Origin of the sequence: Pseudonocardia halophobica (genome assembly GCF_050948485.1) — a bacterium.
Lineage (GTDB): Bacteria > Actinomycetota > Actinomycetes > Mycobacteriales > Pseudonocardiaceae > Pseudonocardia > Pseudonocardia halophobica.
The window spans coordinates 425,063-444,819 of record NZ_CP192046.1 but is presented as its reverse complement, the minus strand read 5'-3'; the positions used below and the strand labels follow the sequence as shown (position 1 = coordinate 444,819).

At 70.7% G+C, this 19,757-nt stretch carries 21 protein-coding genes and 2 pseudogenes; 13 read left to right on the top strand and 10 right to left on the bottom strand.

The genetic code is table 11. From position 1 onward, the window contains the following. Nucleotides 1-393 precede the first annotated feature (393 nt). The 4 genes from ACQP04_RS02240 (at nucleotide 394) to ACQP04_RS02225 (ending at nucleotide 2,881) form a co-directional block, all read left to right on the top strand. Entirely contained in the window at nucleotides 394-1,008 is a 615-nt protein-coding gene (locus tag ACQP04_RS02240) for a DUF5994 family protein (RefSeq protein ID WP_433505415.1), read from the top strand. 34 nt (nucleotides 1,009-1,042) lie between these two features. After that, entirely contained in the window at nucleotides 1,043-1,207 is a 165-nt protein-coding gene (locus ACQP04_RS02235) for a DUF6307 family protein (RefSeq protein WP_433505414.1), read from the top strand. Between the two features lie 422 nt (nucleotides 1,208-1,629). Then, nucleotides 1,630-2,049 carry an HPF/RaiA family ribosome-associated protein gene (locus ACQP04_RS02230; RefSeq protein WP_433505413.1) on the top strand — a complete coding sequence of 140 codons (420 nt, stop codon included), beginning with the start codon at nucleotides 1,630-1,632 and terminating at the stop codon, nucleotides 2,047-2,049. A gap of 682 nt (nucleotides 2,050-2,731) precedes the next feature. Continuing rightward, nucleotides 2,732-2,881 carry a hypothetical protein gene (locus ACQP04_RS02225; RefSeq protein ID WP_433505412.1) on the top strand — a complete coding sequence of 50 codons (150 nt, stop codon included), beginning with the start codon at nucleotides 2,732-2,734 and terminating at the stop codon, nucleotides 2,879-2,881. Here the strand turns inward: ACQP04_RS02225 and ACQP04_RS02220 are convergent. Next, nucleotides 2,867-3,028 carry a hypothetical protein gene (locus ACQP04_RS02220; RefSeq protein ID WP_433508526.1) on the bottom strand — a complete coding sequence of 54 codons (162 nt, stop codon included), beginning with the start codon at nucleotides 3,026-3,028 and terminating at the stop codon, nucleotides 2,867-2,869. The two genes, ACQP04_RS02225 and ACQP04_RS02220, sit on opposite strands and share 15 nt — an antisense overlap. Before the next feature lie 77 nt (nucleotides 3,029-3,105). On the opposite strand from ACQP04_RS02220, the pseudogene ACQP04_RS02215 reads away from it, so the two are divergent. After that, a pseudogene (locus ACQP04_RS02215) lies at nucleotides 3,106-3,309 on the top strand (SpoIIE family protein phosphatase); the annotation flags it as partial. 26 nt (nucleotides 3,310-3,335) lie between these two features. Beyond that, entirely contained in the window at nucleotides 3,336-3,587 is a 252-nt protein-coding gene (locus ACQP04_RS02210; RefSeq protein ID WP_433505411.1) for a SpoIIE family protein phosphatase, read from the top strand. Between the two features lie 27 nt (nucleotides 3,588-3,614). Here the strand turns inward: ACQP04_RS02210 and ACQP04_RS02205 are convergent, their stop codons facing one another. From ACQP04_RS02205 to ACQP04_RS02195, 3 genes are read right to left on the bottom strand one after another with little or no spacing between them, the layout of a single operon-like run. Beyond that, nucleotides 3,615-3,974, bottom strand: coding sequence for a hypothetical protein (locus tag ACQP04_RS02205; protein ID WP_433505410.1), 360 nt, complete (start codon nucleotides 3,972-3,974; stop codon nucleotides 3,615-3,617). Beyond that, on the bottom strand, nucleotides 3,971-4,816 hold the full coding sequence (gene istB, locus ACQP04_RS02200; RefSeq protein WP_433505409.1) for an IS21-like element helper ATPase IstB: 846 nt from the start codon (nucleotides 4,814-4,816) through the stop codon (nucleotides 3,971-3,973). The genes ACQP04_RS02205 and istB overlap by 4 nt, the downstream gene beginning before the upstream one ends. Further along, nucleotides 4,813-6,099 (bottom strand): Mu transposase domain-containing protein, encoded by a 1,287-nt coding sequence (locus tag ACQP04_RS02195; RefSeq protein WP_433505408.1) that lies wholly within the window; start codon nucleotides 6,097-6,099, stop codon nucleotides 4,813-4,815. Before ACQP04_RS02195 ends, istB begins: the two co-directional genes overlap by 4 nt. A 789-nt stretch (nucleotides 6,100-6,888) precedes the next feature. On the opposite strand from ACQP04_RS02195, the gene ACQP04_RS02190 reads away from it, so the two are divergent. Further along, the gene (locus ACQP04_RS02190) at nucleotides 6,889-7,032 is read left to right on the top strand and encodes a hypothetical protein (RefSeq protein ID WP_433505407.1); all 144 of its coding nucleotides are present in this window, start codon (nucleotides 6,889-6,891) and stop codon (nucleotides 7,030-7,032) included. A 407-nt stretch (nucleotides 7,033-7,439) separates the two neighbouring features. On the opposite strand, the gene ACQP04_RS02185 is transcribed toward ACQP04_RS02190, so the two are convergent. Both ACQP04_RS02185 and ACQP04_RS02180 read right to left on the bottom strand, forming a co-directional pair. Next, on the bottom strand, nucleotides 7,440-8,294 hold the full coding sequence (locus ACQP04_RS02185) for a DUF4118 domain-containing protein (protein ID WP_433505406.1): 855 nt from the start codon (nucleotides 8,292-8,294) through the stop codon (nucleotides 7,440-7,442). 650 nt (nucleotides 8,295-8,944) lie between these two features. After that, nucleotides 8,945-10,951, bottom strand: coding sequence for an APC family permease (locus ACQP04_RS02180; protein WP_433505405.1), 2,007 nt, complete (start codon nucleotides 10,949-10,951; stop codon nucleotides 8,945-8,947). A 676-nt stretch (nucleotides 10,952-11,627) separates the two neighbouring features. Here ACQP04_RS02180 and ACQP04_RS02175 point away from each other — a divergent pair. Next, nucleotides 11,628-11,933, top strand: coding sequence for a hypothetical protein (locus tag ACQP04_RS02175; RefSeq protein ID WP_433505404.1), 306 nt, complete (start codon nucleotides 11,628-11,630; stop codon nucleotides 11,931-11,933). A gap of 184 nt (nucleotides 11,934-12,117) precedes the next feature. After that, nucleotides 12,118-12,507 carry a DUF302 domain-containing protein gene (locus tag ACQP04_RS02170; RefSeq protein ID WP_433505403.1) on the top strand — a complete coding sequence of 130 codons (390 nt, stop codon included), beginning with the start codon at nucleotides 12,118-12,120 and terminating at the stop codon, nucleotides 12,505-12,507. An 862-nt stretch (nucleotides 12,508-13,369) separates the two neighbouring features. Here ACQP04_RS02170 and ACQP04_RS02165 read toward each other — a convergent pair. After that, the gene (locus ACQP04_RS02165; RefSeq protein ID WP_433505402.1) at nucleotides 13,370-14,011 is read right to left on the bottom strand and encodes an N-acetylmuramoyl-L-alanine amidase; all 642 of its coding nucleotides are present in this window, start codon (nucleotides 14,009-14,011) and stop codon (nucleotides 13,370-13,372) included. Between the two features lie 68 nt (nucleotides 14,012-14,079). Between ACQP04_RS02165 and ACQP04_RS02160 the strand changes: the two genes are divergently transcribed. Continuing rightward, nucleotides 14,080-15,024 (top strand): hypothetical protein, encoded by a 945-nt coding sequence (locus ACQP04_RS02160; RefSeq protein ID WP_433505401.1) that lies wholly within the window; start codon nucleotides 14,080-14,082, stop codon nucleotides 15,022-15,024. A 278-nt stretch (nucleotides 15,025-15,302) separates the two neighbouring features. On the opposite strand, the gene ACQP04_RS02155 is transcribed toward ACQP04_RS02160, so the two are convergent. Beyond that, nucleotides 15,303-15,698 (bottom strand): family 16 glycosylhydrolase, encoded by a 396-nt coding sequence (locus tag ACQP04_RS02155; RefSeq protein ID WP_433505400.1) that lies wholly within the window; start codon nucleotides 15,696-15,698, stop codon nucleotides 15,303-15,305. 217 nt (nucleotides 15,699-15,915) lie between these two features. Between ACQP04_RS02155 and ACQP04_RS02150 the strand changes: the two genes are divergently transcribed. Beyond that, the gene (locus ACQP04_RS02150) at nucleotides 15,916-16,275 is read left to right on the top strand and encodes a DUF6616 family protein (RefSeq protein WP_433505399.1); all 360 of its coding nucleotides are present in this window, start codon (nucleotides 15,916-15,918) and stop codon (nucleotides 16,273-16,275) included. On the opposite strand, the gene ACQP04_RS02145 is transcribed toward ACQP04_RS02150, so the two are convergent. Next, entirely contained in the window at nucleotides 16,194-16,691 is a 498-nt protein-coding gene (locus ACQP04_RS02145) for a phage portal protein (protein ID WP_433505398.1), read from the bottom strand. The two genes, ACQP04_RS02150 and ACQP04_RS02145, sit on opposite strands and share 82 nt — an antisense overlap. 217 nt (nucleotides 16,692-16,908) lie before the next feature. On the opposite strand from ACQP04_RS02145, the gene ACQP04_RS02140 reads away from it, so the two are divergent. Both ACQP04_RS02140 and ACQP04_RS02135 read left to right on the top strand, forming a co-directional pair. Next, nucleotides 16,909-17,244 (top strand): hypothetical protein, encoded by a 336-nt coding sequence (locus ACQP04_RS02140; protein WP_433505397.1) that lies wholly within the window; start codon nucleotides 16,909-16,911, stop codon nucleotides 17,242-17,244. Between the two features lie 121 nt (nucleotides 17,245-17,365). Further along, nucleotides 17,366-18,775 (top strand): annotated as a pseudogene (locus ACQP04_RS02135) (IS1380 family transposase). 505 nt (nucleotides 18,776-19,280) lie between these two features. Here ACQP04_RS02135 and ACQP04_RS02130 read toward each other — a convergent pair. Then, on the bottom strand, nucleotides 19,281-19,757 hold the full coding sequence (locus tag ACQP04_RS02130) for an ATP-binding protein (protein ID WP_433505396.1): 477 nt from the start codon (nucleotides 19,755-19,757) through the stop codon (nucleotides 19,281-19,283).

Here is a 19,757-nt window from a genome sequence, read left to right as displayed (position 1 = left end):
TGCCCGCGCGATGCTTGATCCGGCTGGAGACGGCGCATCCGCGACCGGGTCGCCCGGCGGGAATTTCTCGAGCTCCCTTCCGGATGCTCCGCAGAGCAACGGTTCCTCTCCGGGGCCACCGGTCACTTCCTTGTGGTCGCGAGCCTCCAGCGACGGTCCCAGCCCGGCCGCCTCGTCGCGGCTCACCGGCCTGCGTTCGGCCCGGATGCACTGGTACCTCTCGCGGCGCAGGTCGTGACGTCCTCCATGACGACCACGGGCGGCGAGGCGACGGCGGTCGGTCGCCGCGAAACAGCTCGGTAACCATGGAGGCCGTCGGGTGTCGGCCACCGGTGGTGAGCGTGTCGGCGCCCGAGCTCGGCAAGCGCAATGTGCCGGCCAATGGGTGGTTGCGTGCAGCAGGTCGGCCCAGCACCCCGCGAAGGGCGTAAGCTCAAGGTCACAGAGTTCTTTCTGCACGTCGGCGGCCTGTCGACGTCGACCTCTGCGAACTCTGACACCGGGCGCTCTCGCTCGGGAACGGAAAGCACCGACATGGCCTCGGTAGCCCTCACCTCGACACCCATCCCCACGCCAGTCGCGTCCGCAGCTGCCAGCGACGAGTCACGAGCCAGGCTGTCGGTCAAGTCCGTCGGCTCTGGTACTACAGGCCAGGTCGACGGTGCGTGGTGGCCGCACTCGCGCGGCCTCGTGGAAGAACTCAGCAATCTCCTGCCGCTTCTGCTTGGGCGCCTCGGTCGTGTCGAACGCGTGAGCTACCGGCTCGGCGAGTGGGACCCGGCCGCTCGGAAGGCGGACGTAGGGGGCGAACGCATCCGGTTGGCCGGCTTCAACTCCAAGGCAGCACACACTGTCGACGTGCTTGCCGAGCAGCACCGCGTCACGCTGCTCGTGATCCCGCCCGACACCGCACCCGCGCTCGCGCCGTCCGTGCTGGAGGCCGCGGGAACCGACGGCAACGCGGACAGCATTGCCGCTCTGCTGGCGGCCGCTGGTCTCAGCAACTGATCCGCCCGACCCTCCGAGTCCCAGGGGTGACACGATGACCACCGTCGCTATCGACAGACAGCTCTCCCCCTATGAGCGCCGGGTCGAGCTCGTCACCGACGTGCTGGTCGCGAACTCGCCCCTGGCGAAAGAAGCCGCCGGCGAGCTCGCCGTCCTCGTCCTGCACGCGCTCGACCACATCCCGGAACGGGTGCGGTGAGCAGCCGTGCCCACCACCAGACCGCGGTCAGGACGCTCACATCACGACCAGCCCAGGAATGCCGACGGCGGCTCCGTCACGGAGAAGCAGCACCCCTTGCCGTGGCGCAACACGCCGACCGGCGGCGAGAACAACGTCACCGACGCACGAGGTGCGACGGTGTACCGGGGATGCGACGCCTCCGAGATGTTCCGGCTCCTTGCCGCCGCCACCACGCCCATCGACCCGACGCAACCGCGCCCGCGGGCACCGCGCAGGGTCTTCCGCCGGCGCACCCCTCACCGCCACGACGGGCCGCCCAGGCCGACTGTATGACATTCGCCTCCGGGGCACCGGCACCGCAGCTCGCGCCGCGCGGGGCCTGATCGCAGCATGCACAAGAGCTCCACGTCAGTCGCTTCACCGAGGCTAGGGAGACAGCAATGGCACCGTCAGCGGCCGGCGCTCACGATGAGGCCGCCTCGCCGTCGACCAGCCCTCGGGCTGCAGCCCGACCCGTTGATGTCGTGGGTCACGGCTTCGTGATGTCCGAACGGGAACGCGCCCACGTGGTCGAGAAGATGCGCCACTTGGATCGCTGCGACGACGGCATCAAGCGGTACCAGGTCGCGGTGTTCCATGAGCACAACCCGCGCCAGGCGAAGCGCAGCGACCGGGTGCAGATCACCGGTACCGGCCGAGGGGTCACGGTTCGGGTGCAGGCCAGCGGCTCGGGGTTCCACCCGGCCTTCGCCGCTGCCCTTGCGAAGCTCGAAGGCAGGCTCCATCGCGCGCACGAACGGCGCGTGATGCGAGACCACAGTGGCGGTCACCGAAACCCGGTCATCGACACCACCGCCTGAGCTGAGCCCGCTCGGGATAATGGACATGCTAGGTCACGGCGGTTGCGACTGACACCGTTGCGACGTCAGGAGGTCGCTCCCGACTGGCATCCCTCCGACCCGGAGCGGGCCACGCCCTGGGCTGGTCGCGATGATTGACCAGCATTGCGGCCGCGGTCCGACGCGACCCATCGGGTTGGAATTCACCGCGGTCGTCGCCGGCTTGGCGCTGCTGGCCAGCTACGCCCACGACGTTCTGGTTCACTCACGCGATGACGGATGGCGGCCCCCGCAGCCGAACGTCGCATCCTGGGTTCTTCTCCGTTGGTGACGTCTGGCCCTTCCACGGTCGGGCCTTTCCCCGGTTCCTGGACACGGGGTGGAATTTCGCGGCATCATGTCGATCACGAGCGAGGAAGAGCAGCCCGAGGTCCCAACCGTCCGCCGCCGGTCTGCGCCCGGTGGCGTCAGCCTCGAGCGGCTCGGGTGTGGAGGCGCTGGAGAATCTGTCTGGTGTCGGCGATGTGTTCGCGGATGCTGCAGAGAGATTGGTGAATGAGGTTGCCCGACGCCCAGGCGCGTTCCACGCTCGCTTCGAGCTGTCGCTGGAGGGCTTGGAAGCCGGTCCGGAAGTCGACCTGTTCGGTCGAGCACCGCTTGTTGACGGTCCGCCGAGGAGTCGTCGCGGTCGTGGGCGGCGCGGATGACCGTGGACAGCCCCGCGCTCCGCCGCCGGCTGTGGACCCTGGTCGGGCTCATGGGCCACATCGTCATGGCCAAGCTCGCCTACAGCGACCGGCTCAGACGGTGGCGAAGCGACGGCCCGCTCTCCCTCCCGTCAGACCGGCTCTAGCAACTGGTCCCGCCACGCACCTTCGCCACCGAACGGGTGGTCGTGTCGGCGCTCCTGCAGCCTCACAGCCAGGTCGCCGGCGACGCCTACGACTACAACGTCGACGGCGAGGTCGTCGAGCTCGCCGTGTTCGACGCGGTCGGGCACGACATCCGGGCCGGCCTGACCACGGCGTTGGTGATGACTGCCATCCGCAACGCCCGCCGTCCGGCGAACACGACCTCGCGGCGATCGCGGCCCGCGCCGACGACGTCGTCGCCGCCCAGCCCGGTCCGCTGCAGTTCGCCACCGCCGTCCTGGCCCGCTTCGACACGGTCACCGGCGACCTTCGCTACCTGTTGGCCGGCCACCCGGCGCCGCTGCTGCTACGCCACGGCAAGATCGTCAAGGAGCTTACCGGCCCTGCCCGGCCGCCCCTCGGCGTGAAGCCGCTGAACAGGGCGACGGCCGCCTCGTGGGGGACGGTGTCGCGCGACAGCTCGAGCCGGGTGACCGCCTGCTGTTCTACTCGGACGGCACCACCGAGGCGCGCGATGCACAGGGCGCCTTCTTCGGCGAGAACCGCCTCATCAAGCTGACCGAGCGCGCCGCGGCGGCCGAACTGTCCGCCCCCGAGACCCTGCGCCGGCTGGGCATCGCGGTAATGGAGCACCAGGACAGGTGCTGGCGCTCGGCGAAAGTGACCAGTTCTGATCGGCGAGAGTGATCACCCTGGCCCGGCCAAGGGTAGTGGTCAGGTCGGGCTCATGTGGGTCACCTCCGGGGTGCGGATGTGGGCGGCTTCGGCGGGGACGACGACGGCGATGACGGCGAGTTCGGTGTGGCAGTGCGGGCAGCGTTGGATGCCGTTCGCGGCGGGGACGGCGTTCGCTGGTGGGCTGGCGTTCCTGACGGCGTCAGGGACGGCCTTCACGGCGTTCGGGCTGGTGAGAGCGCTGCGCGTGACGGCGTTCGTGACGGCGTTTGCCGGGCGCTGGGTGCGGTGGTGTGCGGCGCGGCAGCGCGCCGAGCAGAACCGCCGGTTCGGGTTGCGGCTGGTCACGCTCACTCGGGTGCCGCAGGTCGCGCAGGGGCGCTCGGACAGGACAGTCATGGCTGTCCCGGGCCGGTGAGGGCGCGGCGAAGTTGGTCGCTGCGTTGCTGGTGGGCGCGCATCCGGTAGGACGGGCCGTCGATGGCGACGACGATGCCGCGGTGCAGGAGCCGGTCGAGCAGGGCCGCGGCGAGCATCGGGTCGGCGAGCCGGTCGCCCCAGCTGGCCACTCCGGCGTGGCTGGTCACGATGGTCGAGGACTTCAGGTAGCGGCGGTTGATCACCTCGAACAGGGCGGCGTTGGCGTCCGGGTCGGGGGCGGTGCGGGAGTAGGCGAACTCGTCGATCACGAGCAGTCGGGGCCCGCAGTAGAACCGCATGGCGGTGGCCCAGCGTCCTTCGAGGGCGGCTTTGCGGCAGCGTTTGGCCAGGTCGGCGGCGGTGGTGAAGTAGACGCGGTGCCCGGCGTTGACTGCGGCGCGGGCGAGTCGCGCGAGCATGGTCTTCCCGGTGCCGGGTGGGCCGACGAACAACACGTTGCCGGCGTCGTCGAGGAACCGCAGCGCGGCGAGCTCGCGCACGAGTTTCTCGTCGACCCCGGGCTGGGCGGCGAAGTCGAACTCGGCCAGGGTCCAGGAGTGCGGCAGGCAGGCGAACCGCAACCGGCCGGCCAGCCGGCGGGCCTCGGCCTGGACGACCTCGAGCCCGAGCAGGTGCTCGAGCGTGGCGGTGGGCGTCCACTGCTGGTCGCGGGCGGTGTCGAGCACCCCGGTCAACGCCTCCGCGGCCGTGCCCAGCTTGAGGGTGTCCAGATGGGCGCGCAGCCGCTGATAGGTCGCCGCCTCACTCGAGCCGTCAGGCTGGGTCGGTTCGGGCTCGGTCAGTTCGGGCCGGGTGATCATGAGCTCTCCCGGGCGTCGGCGCCGGGGTTGGCCCCGCGCAGCGGGCGGGCGCCCGAGGCGTAGGCGTCGAAGTCGATAACCACCTGCTCACCGCTCTCGACGGGCGTGCCACTACGGGTGCGGCGGATCCGCTCGGCCTCGGCCAGGGCCTGCGCGGTGGGTGGACACCGACGTTTGCGCTGACACGGGGCCCGGTCGGTGAACTCGGCCAGCACCACTCGGGTCATGGCGGCGACGTGTTCATCGGCGCGGACCAACGCGCCGGCCCCGTCCGGGCAGCGACGGTGACGGGCCAGCGTGACGCCGCGAGCGGTGGTGATGTCCAGCTCTGGGGTGCCGAGCCGATGGCGGACTTGCACTGTCTCGCCGGTGTGCCCAGGCGGGATGGAGTAGCGGTTGCCGCGGAAGGAGACCAGGGCCTGCTCGGACACGGTGCGCTCCACCCCGAGCACCGCCGGCAGCGGTGCCGGGGCCGGGCGCAGCCCCTCGGCCTCGGCCAGCGCGCCCACGGTCGTCTTGACCCCAGCAGCGTCGACGCGACGACGGCCGTCCAGGCGGGCGCAGACGCGGTCGAGCCCGGCCTGGGCGTGGGCCAGGGTGGTGTCGTCGGCCAGGGTGCGCCACCAGCGTTGCGCGATCACGTGCGCGCTCTTCTCCACCGCGCCCTTGCGCCAGGCGTGCCGAGGCGGGCAGATGTCGATCCCGACCCGATAGTGCACCGCGACCGGCCCGAAACTGGCCTTGAGCCGGCCCGAGCCCGGGTGGCAGACCGTGGACATCCGGTCGAACCGCCACCGCCGGGTCAGCCCGCCCAGACGGCCCACGACCTGGTCCAGGCCCTCGATCAGGTGCGGTTGGTCGAGCGACTCGGTGATCCAGCCCCGCCAACGCCCAGAGTGCGAGAGCACCCCGAGCAGCACGAACGCGCTGCCGCGGAAGCCCCAGTGCTCGGGCGGGTCGGTCAGCTCCAGGTAGTCCCACTGGGTCTCCTCACCCGGCGGGTGGGCGATCACCGCCCGCTGGCCAGTCTTGCCCGACCGACACGGCCCGCAGACCGGGCGCAGCTCCCGCGCGCGCAGCGCCCGTGTGAACGACGGGTAAGATCCGCGATAGCCCAACGCCGTGACCTCGTCAAACAACGTGGTCGCCCACAGATGCGGGTCCGCGCTCAGCCGCAGCCGGCAGTACTCGACGAACTCTTCGAACGGGTCCGGCGCCGTCCGGGCCCGCTGGCCCGGGACGCGTTCGCCGCTCAGATAGCGGCGCACGGTCAACCTGGTCACGCCCAGATGCCGGGCGATCGCTGAGATCGTCCACCCCTGCGCGCGTAGTGCTTGTGCTTCCACGTACGACTCCCATGCGAGCATCCCGAACGGGCTCCCTCGACTGCTTCCGGCTTCGACAACCGAAGCGTCGAGGGAGCCCGCCCACTGACAGCGGATCTCCGTCGGCGGGTCGCAAGCGTGGTCACTTTCGCTGATCAGCCCTGGTCACTTTGAGATGAGCGGCGGCACAGGCGGCTCCAGGACGACGCGACACTGCTGCTGCTGGACTGGTTCACCGCGGGGCACCTCAGGATGTTCCCCACGCTCCCCACCCTCGCCCCGCACCTCGACGCGCTACATGTCGACGCTCCGGACGGTGAGGCACCGGACGGATGAGCATCCCTACGAGGGCGTCCCGAAGGACGTGGAGGAGACCCCCGTCCACCGGTCGACGTCGCGCAGAGCGTCTTCACGGGAGCGGTAGAGAGCCAACAGGCCGGCGCTGAGGCGTCCACGTCGCGCGGAGTGAGCCCTCAGCCCTCTCTCTCCCTCGCGCTCGACCCCGCAACGGACGTGCAGCTGTTCCAGTCCAGGGCGGCTCCCCGAAACCGGGCGCCACAGCCGCCGAGGCAGCGTTGCGACAGAACATCGACGACCTTCGTTCGCTTTATCAGCGCGCTGGCTGCTGGTAACAGCAAGAGTGCTGAACACATCGACGACGTCCACGACGGGTGCCGGAACTCCGAGCGCCGCGCGCCGGTCGCGCTCGTTCACGGCAGACGGGATCACCGCGGGCATGCTGGAGGCGTGAGAACAGTCGTGCACGCCCTCGGATCGGCAGTGTTTCTGGCCGCGGGCGTGATGCTGCTGGCCGTCGGCTCGCTCCTGCTCGGCGGCATCGTGGCCCTCGCAGGCACCTCGTGGCTCGTCTGGTGCCTACGGCGGGCCTGATGCCTGGCGCAGCCAGCGACGGTCTCACGTGGCGACCTCCGTCACAGCGATGTTGATCCGGCACGTCTCCGTCCACGGCGCCCACATGCTGGCCCTGCAACCCTCGACCTTCCGGCATTCTTCTCCGCCGAGGCATGCTCGATCAGCGACCGTGCCGTCGGGAGATGCCCATGATTCGCCAGATCACCGACTCGGTGAAGGCGGGTCGGGCCAGGATCTGGGCTGCCTCTCCAGTGGTCGGTACTGCGGCGCGTAACGGCGGTCCCGGAGCACGTTCCGGGCCCCGAGGACAGCGATCATGGCGTAGCCGAGGATTAGGACCAGGGCCAAGAGCGGCGTCGCCGAGGCGGTGGCCGTACCCGCCCCGAACCGACCGAGGCCGACCGGCAGCGCGGGGCGCTCTCGGCTCAGTTCGACGACCGCGTCGTTCCCGGCGCCAGTCCGTCCGGCGGTACCAGTGCGGCGCCGACCTGGTTGGCGAGCGCGATTGCGACACGTAACTGCTCCCGCGTTGGCCGGACCACCCGGCTCGTGGACACCAGCAGGAACCGGCCCCTGACCACGCCACCACTGCGGACCATCAGGGCGATCTCGGTGTCGCTGGGCAGCCCGGACCGGGCAACGTCGAGCGGGCGCCCGTCGTAGACCACGCTCGTATCGTCGCGAAGCTCTGCGAGGACGCCTCCGCCGCCGTCGTCGAAACGGCACGCGTCGATCTCCAGCAGGTCGACGATCTGGCGTGACACGAGGTCGATCAATGTCGACGCTGAGGTGCGCCCCGCGCCCACGGTGGCCGCCGTCGTCACGACGCCGTCGAGATAGCCCTGCTCCCGACTGGCCCGGGCCTGCTGCCGGCGTCCCCAGATGGCGATCTCGCTGACGGCGAGACCGACCAGCAGGAGCAGCACGGCGGTCTCGATGTCCGCCCGCTTGGTGACGGCGAACTGGTTGTACGGCCCAGTGAGGAAGAAGTCGAACCAGACCGCGCTCGACAGCGCCGCGGCAAGGCCGGCGGCGCGGATCCCCGTGGCGGCCAGCGCCACGATCAGCAGGACCAGCCCGAGCGCGGCGTTGGTGTTGGCGACCTCTTGGCGGAACAGACCCAATACCGCACACGCCACGAGCGGTAGTGCTGCGGCGCTCCACACAACGAAGGTCCGGTGGGTCTGCAGGAGTCGATCGAGCTGCACCTCGTCAGCGAAGCCGGCGACAGACCGGGCCACGAGGTTCCGATGGCCCCGGTCGCCCAGGCCGATCGGCACTCGCGAGCGGGGGGAGGGGAACAGCGGTCGGGTCGAGGCCGGTTCGGCGTCACCCGTGAGCGTCGATGCGAGGTCCTCGGCACGTCGACCGCCTTCGGAAGAGCGAGGACGACCGTGACCCAGCCTCCCGGGGTCTCCTCGAGTGCGAACAAGACGCCCATCGCTTCGGTGGGCACCGGCCAGGCGCAGACCGGCACCCCCCTGTCCCCCTTGTCGCGGTTGCCGGTCTCCTCGTCGGACGCGAATAGTGAACGCAGGCGCCGGCGAGAGCGGCGGACCTGCACCGACGATGCGCAGCTCGACGTGATCCCCCGTGCCACCGGCTCGGAGAGCGGCCGGTTCGCCGACCCCGTGACGGAGGACCGAGTCGACGACATCGGCGACCACCCGTTTCAAGGAGCCACGGGCCGTCGCCGTGCGGAGCAACGGGATACCCGCGACCGCGCCTGGACCCGGCCCGACCACCTGGAGGCAGCGGCGGATCCAGGAGGACCTCGCCCGTTCCGGGACGCAGTGGCGCGACGATCTCGGCCACCGCGCGCCCGGGGTTGCTGCGCGTGCACGTGACCAAGGGGAAACGGGCCTGCGCCTCGGCGTCCCCCCCGCCTCGGAGCAGTCGAACCCAGCTGGGCAGGGTCGATGGGCGTCCGCTACCGGGTGCCGCTCGGTCCCGGACTGTCCGCGCGGTCCGAGACCATGACGCTTTGTGGGCGGCCCGCAGGTTCCGCGGCCGACTGCCCCGTAGGGATGGCGCCCCCACGACGGTGGCCGAGCCAGCCCTGCTCGCCCACGCCGAGTTGGTAGGGCACGTCGACCACGACGACACCCGGGGTGAACAGCAGCCGGGTCTTGAGCCGTAGCGCGCTCTGGTTGTGCAGCAGCTGCTGCCACCACCGGGTCACCACGTACTCGGGCAGGAAGACGAGCACGACCGAGCTCGGGTCGTCGCGGCGCAGCCGCTTCACGTACGCCCCCAGCGGCCGCCCGAGGTCACGGTAGGGCGCTTCGAGCACGGTCAGCCGCACCGGGATGTTCCGGCGCTCCCACTCCGCGCGCAGCCGTCGGGTGTCGGCCTCGTCGACGTCGAGTGTGACCGCGGTGAGGCTGTCCGGACGGATCGCCCGGGCCAGCTCGAGCGCGTGGAGGGCCGGCTTGTGCAGGCGGGAGACCAACACGATCGCGTGCACCCGGCTCGGACGGGTGCCGAGGGTGTCCCCCGGCTCCGGCGTGACCTCGGCGGTGACCCGGGCGTAGTAGCGGTTCACCCCCCGCATGGCCGCGAACAGCAGGATCATCGCGAGCACCGCGATCCACGCGCCGTGGGTCACCTTCGTGGCGAACACGACGACCAGCACGACCGTGGTGAACACGGCGCCGGTGGCGTTGACGGCCTGGGAGCGGCGGATCGCGGCGCGGTTCACCACGTCGGGGGCCCGCAGGATCCGCTGCCAGTGCCGCACCATCCCCAGCTGGGACAACGTGAAGCTGGTGAACACCCCGACGATGTAGAGCTGGATGAGCCGGTCGAGGTTCGCGTCGAACCCGATGATCAGCGCGACGGACGCGGTGGCCAGCAGCACGATCCCGTTGGAGAACACCAGCCGGTCGCCCCGGTTGTGCAGCTGCCGGGGCAGGTACCAGTCGCGGGCCAGGATCGACGTCAGCACCGGGAAGCCGTTGAACGCGGTGTTCGCGGCCAGGACCAGGATCGCCGCCGTCGCGGCCTGGAACAGGTAGAACAGCGGCGAGCTCCCGCCGTAGACTGCCGCGGCGATCTGCGAGATGACCGAGGGGTCGCCATCGGGCAGCGCGCGGGCGTCGAGCGCCACCGCGAGCAGCGTGATCCCGGAGAACAGGACCACCGCGATCAGGCCCATGAGCGTGAGGGTGGTGGCGGCGTTGCGGGCCTTGGGCTTGCGGAAGGCGGGCACCCCGTTGCTGATCGCCTCCACGCCGGTCAGTGCCGTGCACCCGGAGGCGAAGGCGCGCACGAGCAGCAGCACCAAGACCAGCCCGGCCAGCCCGGTCGACGGCGGGACGGGCAGCGCGGCCGTCTCCGCCTTCGGCAGGCCGCCGGTCAGTGCGCGGATGCCGGCCCAGACGAACATCAGCAGGGTCAGGCCCACGAACGCGTAGGTGGGGACCGCGAACGCGCGCCCGGACTCGCGGGTGCCACGCAGGTTCACCAGCGTCAGCACGACAACCAGGGCAATCGCGAGCGCGACCGCGTGCGGCGACAGCGCCGGGAATGCCGAGGTCACCGCGACCACACCGGAGGTCACCGAGACCGTCACGGTCATCACGTAGTCGACCAGCAGCGCGGCCGCAGCGGCGAGCGAGGCGTCCTCACCGAGGTTGTCGCGGCTGACCACATACGCCCCGCCGCCGCTGGGGTAGGCGTAGCAGGTCTGCCGGTAGGAGGCCACCACCGTAACCAGCAGCAGCACGACCACCAGTCCCACCCACGGGGTGGCGCGCAGCGCCAGCAGCCCGCCCGCGGCCAAGACCAGCACGATCTGCTCGGTCGCGTAGGCCACCGAGGAGATCGGGTCGGAGCAGAACAGCGCCAGCGCGATCCGCTTGGACAGCAGCGTGTCGCCCAGTCGGGAGCTTCGCAGCGGCCGGCCGACAAGGAGCCGCTTGACCACCTCGAACACGGTCCGAGTATCGCGGCGCGCCAACGGCGTCGGCGTCACGAGGACGTCAAGATCCGAACGGTTCGCATCAGGATTTCGTCAAGATCAGCACACGATGTGGCGCAAGGCCGCAAATGGGACTGGATGACCGGGCCCGGGAGAACCCCGACGTCTCCTGGGTCGAGTGCTTCTCGAGTGCCGCACGAAGCATCGCGACCGACACCGTGTAGAGGGCGGAACGGGTCGGCCGCGGCCAGCCCCGATAGTCCGCCGGCAAGGCGACAACATGACAAGCCGACGTGCGCGCACGTGCTTGTCGTCGGGATGACGTCTGGCGTGGTGGACGAGGGCAAGCACTCCGTTGCACTGGTGGCGCGGTCTCGACGATGACTGCTCGCTGACCGAAGCCGAGACCGGTTGGACGCCGCGCGGCGCACGCCTGGAGGAGCTCACCCGCGGCCGCGGGCGGGCTCGTTGAACATCGAGCACGTCGTGACCCGCATGGTTAGGCCGCAAAGGCTGGTGTCCTGGGGGCGAACAGGGCGCGCACTGCGACGTCATGTGAGGCCGGCCGCGTCGGCGATGGTGACCCTTCGCCGACGTGGGCGCCTTAAAACCGGAGGCCCCCCGGTAGGCTGCCTCCCGCTGCGCTTCCCCCGCAGCACCGTTCCGCGGGTGCCGTCGAGAGGGGAAGCCAATGTCCAGCGCCGCCGAGCAGCGGGCCGCGGCGAAGCGAGCCAGCCAGCGTCAGCTGCTCGAGACCTTCGCGCGCGACCTCGGGCACAAGGCTCGGCAGGGGCAGTATGCGGGGATCGACCAGGGCGACTACGTCGCGGCGGCGATCGGCGCGGTGTTCACTGGAATTGCGCTGCACATCCGCGACCTGCCGCCGCAGATCGTCTCCGACGCGCGCTGTGCGCGGCCCGCCGGCACCTTCATGGTCCGGCCGGGCAGCGGGATGCGCGGCGGGCTGCCCGCGCTGTCCGACGGCCCGGGGCACTGACAAGCCTGCACTTGCCGTGGCGGGCACGGCCGTCTGGCGAGGCCTCGGACGGTCGCTGGACCGCGAAGGTCGTTTGTGGATGCTGTGGCCGGCCAGCGGTCGGAGGCTGTGCACGCAGCAAACCCCGCCGAGACCCGCCGAGACCCGCCGAGACCCGCCGAGACCCGCCGAGACGAGGTGTGCCATGGCCGATGAGCTGACGATCGTGCGGTCGCGGTTCGATGTGCCCACAACCGTAAGCCGGATCGAGAAGGCCCTGGCCGAACGCGGCGTGCAACTCTTCGCCTCTGTCGACCACGCGGCCGGTGCCCGGGCCGCGGGCCTGGACCTGCCCGACGAGGTCCTGCTCGTGTTCGGCAACGCCGCCGTCGGCACCGCGCTGATGCAGGCCGACCCCCGTGCGGGCCTCGACCTGCCGCTTCGGATGCTCGTCTGGGCGGCGGGCGGCGGGGCCGCTATCGCCTTCCGGGACCAGCGCCGGCTCGCCGCAGACTACGACGTCGCTGCGCACGGCGCGGTGCTCGCAAAGCTGAACGGGTTGCTCGAGCAGCTCGCAGCCGAGGCCGCCGGGTAGGCGGCCGTTCGCCGTGCTCCGGGCCTGGGTCTCAAGCGACGGCCAGTGCGGCGCCCACCCGTGGCGAGCCGGCAGGACAGGTGAGCTCTGGGCGAATTGCGCCGTTCGGCGCCAACCGCCTCGCCGCGTGAGCCGTCCCCCTCGTAGATCGACGATCATGAAGGGGGTAGCCGGTGGCGAGGTGGAAGTCGCGCAAGGTGCTGGCCGTGGCGGCATCGCTGGTGGTCGGGGCGGCCGTGGCGACGGCGCTGACGGTGACGACGGCGAGTGCCTCGCCGGGCGGGCACCGCGACGACGGGTTCTACCTGTACTGCACGCCGATCGACCGTACACCGGGCTACTACTGCACACCGACCGACGAGGACGACGGGAAGGCGGGCGGCTGGTGGGGCGGCTCCGGCGGTCGTAACGACCCGGGACCGCGGCAGCCAACAGCCCCGACCCCCGTGCCGCCGCCGGTCGCGCCGCCGCCGATGACCACGGAGCCGCCGCCGAGGACGCCCACTACGTCGCCGGTGCCGCTGCCGACGCCGACGACGCCAGCACCGACAACGACCCCGCGGGCATCTGACGGGTGCGACCAATAGGGTAGTTGCCCGGTCGAGAGCGATGGTGACGTGCCGGTCAGGACGGACTCTCCCGGGGCGACCGGCACCCTGGGCCCAATTACGGCCCCGGTGGCGCCTTGAGACCAGATGGGGCGTTCGCCGAATGGTTCGGCGAACGCCGAGCCGGTGGAGTAGCAGCTGGAGCGGTCTTGGGCCGCCGCTCAGCTGGTGACATGTCGGCGGTGTCAACCCAGGGCGCGAGGACACTGAGCGCCGCCAGCTGCTCGAGAGCCTCGTTCTCGGGGAGCTCGCCCTCATCGTGTGAGGCCGGGTTCGGATAGCGGCGTAGCAGCCCTCCCCGAAGTTGCGGACCCCGATGCATGCTGTTGAACGTCTTGCTTCGATCGTCGGGGTGCACTCTCAGGCGGCTGACCCGGTGCGGGCGGGTTCTCGCTGAACGCCTGCTTGAATAGGTCAGCCTCCGACACGTCTCGCCGTCCGACCTTGTTCTGTGTCTTCTCGCAGGCGCGGTCGGGGCCGCGGCGCATGTAGTAGAGGAGGGCGGCGACCAGGCGCGGGTAGCAGTCGCGCTGCTGCGGAGTCCAGTCGTCGCGGGTGCCAGTCGGCTCGGCCTCGATGCCGAGGAACTCGTCGTTGAGGTCGGTGGAGCCTGCCCACCGCGAGGCGCCCGCGTGCCAGGCGACGCCGGCGGCGGTGACGAAGATCGTGCCGTCGCGGCCGAGGTTGGCCAGCGGCCCGGCGAGCCCGGCGCGGCCGTCGCGCACGACCCCGAGCGAGGGGTAGATGCCGGTCGGGCCGTCTGCGGTGTGGTGCAACACGACGCCCTCGAGCACCCGGAAGTCGCCGTGCCCTCGGCCGCGCCAGCCCGCTCCCTCGTTGACGGGGTAGCCGGTGAGCCGGGCGGCGTCGACCAACCAGGTGGCGCGCACGCCCATCTCGGGCCTCCCGCAGGTCGTCGTAGGCGCCCTCGGCTTCGGGCCCCTCGGGGGCGGACGGGTCGGCGATGCGCGGCGAGCGCGGCGCGGGCCTCGTCGACGGTCTTCGGCGTCTCACGGCCGGCGTCCCACCGCTCGGCCTCATAGACCTCGGCCAGGCGGATCGAGCCGAGCAGCTCGTCGAGGTCGGCGGGCATCGGATGCTGGGCGCTGCTGGGCGCGCCGAGTTCGATGTCGAGGTAGCGCTCGACGCCCTCCATCTCGCGGAAGGCGCGCCCGTGCGCGTCGGGTCGGTACGGCATGCGCCGGTCCTCCCTCATTGCCCGTCCGCCGGGGGCTCGCAGGCGAGTTCGTGCAGGCGTACTGCGGGGATGCGGGGTCGAGGTTGGGCGAGGCGGATGCAGGTGGTCGTCGAGTCGTCGGCCTCGTTGACCATCCAGCCCGCGAGCGGCTGGCCGTCGCTGCCCGGTGCGCCCGGCGGACCCGCGGCACCGGTCGGTCCCGCGCTTTCCGGCTGGCCGTCCGTCCCGCTGCTGCCGTCCGCGCCGGCGGGCCCGGGTGGTCCGACGGGCCTGGGTTGCCCGTCCGCGCCGGGCGGCTTGGCGGGGCCCGCAGGCCCGGGCGGGCCGGTCGCGCGGGCCAGGTATCGGGTCGGCCGCGACCTGATCGGCGGTTTGGCAGACCGGGCCGGAGAGCCGCCCGTCGGCGCACGCGTCGCGGATCTGCGCGGCGAGGCCCTGCGCCTGCTGCGCGGTGGCGTCGCGCTGCTGCTCGGTGACCTGCTGCGCCCGCTCGACGTCGGTCGTACCGAAGTTCGCGTAGAGGGTCGAGCCGACGAGGAAGGCGATGGCGCCGAGCGCGACGATCATCTGCGCCGAGCGCGGCAGGCGCAGCCGGTACCGTCGACGCGGCCTGATCTTGGTCACCGGCTCCATGGCGAGTCTCCGCCAGGGCGATTGATCATGTCCTCCGCTGCCTGCGTAGGGCCCGCTCGGCGTCGAGAGCGGCGTTGAGCTGATCGACCTGCTTGCGCAGCTCGGCGAGGTCGGAGCGCAGTTCGGCGAGCTCGGCGTCGTGGTCGGCGTTGACCCGCTTGAGGTCGGCGGTGTGCCGCTCGGCGACCGCAGCCAGCTCGAGGCGGTGGTCTTCGCGTTCGCCGACCTGCCGGCGCTGCCGGATGACGAGAAGGGCGAGCAGGACACCACCGAGCCGAGCTGCGGTGTTGGCACCGAGGATGGAGGTGATGATGGTGTCCCCCCTCGGGCGCCCCTTTCGTGCGGCGGATGCAGGATCAGGCGGCGTACTGCCCGATCCAGTCGACGCACATGTCCGAGGGCGTATAGGGCCCGGTGCCGTCGAAGGCGTCGAGCTGCACGATCATGTGCATCGCTTGCGGCGGAAGGTGCGAGACCGTGCAGTCGCGGAACCACTGCTCGCCGTCGATGTAGCCGGTCACACAGGTGGCGGACCACTTGACCGCGTAGTTGTGCCAGGCCGTAACGTCGAGCCGTTTGCCCGCGTGCGTCTGGGAGTTGCGCGCGCCGTAGTGCAGGAAGAAGTCGACGCTCTGCCGCCCGGCGTCGGACACCTCGGCGTAGTCGACCTCGCCGGCGCGCGGCCAGTCCTCGGCGTCGGGCCACAGCAGTAGCACCGGGTGGTAGTCGCCGTCGCCGGCGGGCGCCCGCATCCGCGCCTCCTGGCCACACGACGGTGCTGCGGTGTGGGCGAGCCAGCGCTCAGGACGGTGGGGCCGTCGGAGAACACCCTCACAGCCGCTCGCCGTCCGCGTCACGACGTACGCACCACTGCGTATGTCCGGCTGCCGTAGCCGGCCGCGAAACTGGACGGTCCCTCAGCCCTGGGGGTTACAGATGTTGGTCAAGCCGGGCGCCAGGAGGACACCCATGGGCAGCGAGAGCGGCTACATCCTCACCGAGATCTGGAAGGCGAGGCCGTCCTGGATCAGGCTTTCCCCCGGGGAGCGACAGAAGTTCTTCCACGAGAAGATCGGTCCGCTCATCATGAGTCAAGTCGAACAGGGTGCCCAGTTCCTTGGCTGCGCCATCAACGACAACACGGGCCCGGAGCGCATGGATTATCGGTACATGGCCGTCTGGAAGCTGCCCGACAAGGCTTTCAGCGAGAGGCTCGAAGCCAGCGCGAAGGAAGCAGGATTCCTTGCCTATTTCGAGCAGGTCAATTTCAGTGGCAAGCTCATCGCACCGGACGTGATGAACGCCGACATGATCCAGCTCGATGGGTAACAGTCGCGGGTCCCAGACAGCGCGAACATCTTACTGGGGCTGACACCGCGCATGACGCTGGTCGGGCGGCCGCCGAACTCGCCGGGCAGCACCGTGACGTAGGACTGCCCGTAGGTGAGTGTGGCGCGGTGCACGGCGATCTGTCGGGCGTCGAAGCGGTTCGCCTGCCAGGTCCGCCACGGCCCATCGATCTCGGCGATCTCGAGCACGCCGTCGGGGCCCGGCTCGGGCGCCGCGCCGGCGTCGACCGCCGAGATGTAGTTGTCGACGTACATGCACTGCGCGACGGTGTTGACGACGAGCCCGAGCCACGGCGTGCGGCTGATCTCCTCGAGCGGCTTGTGCTCGGTGGTGGGCTTGCGGGGCAGGGTCAGCGGCTGCTGATGCCAGCGCGACCAGGCGTCGATGACGTCCAACCGCTCGCGCTCGGCCTTCCACCCGGGCCACAGTCGGTGATCAGGGCCTTGAGGTCGGACTCGCTCAGCACGCACTCACCCGACCGTTCTGCTGACTGTTGGGGTTGGGCTCGTAAGCGGGAAACGAGGCTCAGGACTCGACGTCGGGGCGGGTGCACCCTGCCAGTGCCGGGTAGCCCGGACCGAGTAGGCGTATCTCGGAGCGAGGGGGTGCCCCATGGGCGAAGACCGACGGGTGGATCTAGGGGCTGTCGACCTGTACGGGCTCATCGAACAGCTCGTCATCCGCGAGCCCTATGCGGGCGCCGCGCCTGCGGGCACCGGAGCGACCCGTCGCGACGATGCGCTCGCGGCGGTGGTGGAGATGGCCCGCATGCTCGAGGTACCAGCCGAGGCCTCCGATGTCGACCTCGAGCAGGCGCGCCGGAGAATGACCCTCCTGCTGGTCATCCGCGACTTCGTCGAACCCACGGACGAGGGCCGCGCCGACGAGCACGTGCGGCGCTATCTCGACGAGGTGCTGGATCGGATGCGGCGCGAGGGCAGCGGCTAGCCCGGGGCTTTCATCGCGGTACGTCGCGGTAGGCCTGTCAGATGGCTGGAGGGTGCCGCTGACCAGCGAGAATAGGGATTGCTGAAGTCTCTATCGTCGCGAGGACAGGAGCACCCTCCAGGTGAAGAAGACTATCGGGTTCTACCCGTGCCCGGACATCGACACGGTCGGGACGCAGGTGGTGTCCCACGCCGGGACGGTGCTGCTGACCGAGACGATCACGAAGGTCGGGCTTGACCGCGCTCTGTCGGGGGCGCTGGGGCGGTGGCGACCCCGGCTGGCGGTCCATGACCCGGCCAAGATCGTGCTGAACCTAGCGTTGGGTCTCGCGGTCGGCAGGGACTGCCTGGCCGACATCGCGGTGCTGCGCGCCGAGCCCTCGGTGTTCGGGCTGGTCGCCTCTGATCCGACGGTGTCACGCACCATCGACCGCCTCGCTGGCGACGCGACCGCCGCGTTGGCCGCGATCGACGTCGCCCGCGCGCAGGCGAGGGCCCGGGCCTGGGAGCTGGCCGGCAATCATGCCCCCGACCACAACACTGACGGCGGCCGACCGCTGGTCATCGACGTGGACGCCACCCTGGTGACCGCCCACAGTGAGAAGGAGGGCGCGGCGGCGACGTTCAAGAAGGGCTACGGCCACCACCCGTTGTGGGCGTTCGTCGACCACGGACCCGAGGGCACCGGCGAGCCCCTCGCCGCGCTGCTGCGCCCGGGTAACGCAGGCTCCAACACCGCCGCCGACCACATCACCGTCATCCTCGCCGCACTACGCCAGCTCCCCGGCCACAAGGCTGGACACCGGGCGGGCCGCAAGGTCTTGGTCCGGGTCGACGGTGCCGGTGCCACCCACGAGCTGCTGGACTGGCTGCACACCCAGCGTCTGTCCTACTCGGTCGGGTTCGGTCTGACCCAGGACCTCGTCGACCAGCTCGCCGCCCTCCCGAGCTCGGACTGGCAGTCCGCCTACAACGCCGACCGGGAGCCACGCCCCGGCGCCTGGATCATCGAGGCCACCGGCCTGATGAACCTGACCGGCTGGCCGAAAGGCATGCGGGTGATCGTCCGCAAAGAGCGCCCACACCCCGGCGCGCAGCTGCGGCTGACCGACCCCGACGGGCACCGCTACACCGCCTTCGCCACCAACACCCGCCCCGGCGACTCCCACCGCCAGCTCGCCGACCTCGAACTACGCCACCGCCGCCGCGCCCGAGCCGAGGACCGCATCCGCGCGGCGAAGGACACCGGCCTGACCAACCTCCCGCTCCATGAGCTCGACCAGAACCGGATCCAGTGCGCCGTCGTCGCGCTGGCCTGCGAGATCACCGCCTAGACCCAGCTGCTCGCCTACACCGAACACCCGGCGCGGCGCTGGGAACCGAAACGGCTCCGGCTACGGCTGTTCTCCCTGCCCGCCCAGATTGCCCGACACGCCCGCCGGGTCGTGCTGCACCTACCCGCCCACGCACCCTGGTCCGGGCTGGCCCTCGACGGCCTCACCCGACTCCGCGCGCTCACCGTCCCCGGCTGAGCAGCAGCCCATCCGCCCCGACGACCCAAGAATCCCGACCGGACCCGTGGAACCCGGCGCCCACCCGAGCGACCTCGGCCGAACTGTCACACCCGACAGACAGAATGCCCCCGGCACACCGGCCAGCACCGGTGTCGATCAAGCCAGCGCCACGGGACGAAAGATCTGGGCTAGAGGCGTACTCGGCAGTGGTCCACGCTACCGGAAGTGTCGTCTGACCAGCAACTCTATGAACAAGACCGCGTCGGCAGGTCGATCTCTTCGGCTTTACCTGCGAGACGCTGTCGGAACGATCGCGGGCCGAACTGTGTCGGCCATGTCAGCCGCGGTTGTGCGAGCGGCCCTGCCACATATCAGCGCTCTCTGGGCGCTTCCGTCAACGGGCGCGGCCGCCTTGAAAGGAGGTCAGTCGGACGGTGTGGGGACGTCCCGGAGACTCCATGCTTGGCGAGGGCCGGCACTGCTGAGACTCCGCTCTCGTATCTCGAATTGCCGGCAGACGGCGTCAGCGCAGCTGCTTCGCCGCAGCTGGGCGCAAAGCCGAGTGTTCCGGCAAGGTCTGTCGGAGGAGCACCGTCGTCCCCGAGGCATCGTGACTGATCGTGACGGTGTCGACGAGGTGGTTCATCATCGGGATCCCCATACCCCGCCCGCCAGCGGGGCCAGGAGTCTGCCACTGCCCGTGGTCCTCGATCGTGATGCTCAGCGCGTCGTCCTCGACCCAGAAGTCGATGTCGACGGTGTCATCGGGGCCCGGCAGCACGTACGCGTGCTCCATCGCGTTGGTGGCCGCTTCGTTGACGGCGAGTACGAGGTCGTCGACCGCGTCGAGCCGATAGCCCAGCGCGTCCAACCAGCGCCGTACCTCGTCCCGCAGAACGGCCAGATCGCCTGGATCAACTGGCCACGTCCGTTGGGCGAAGGCTACCCGGCCGCGGGCCGCGAATTGGTCGACCACAAGGTCCCCCTGTGCGTCACGCAT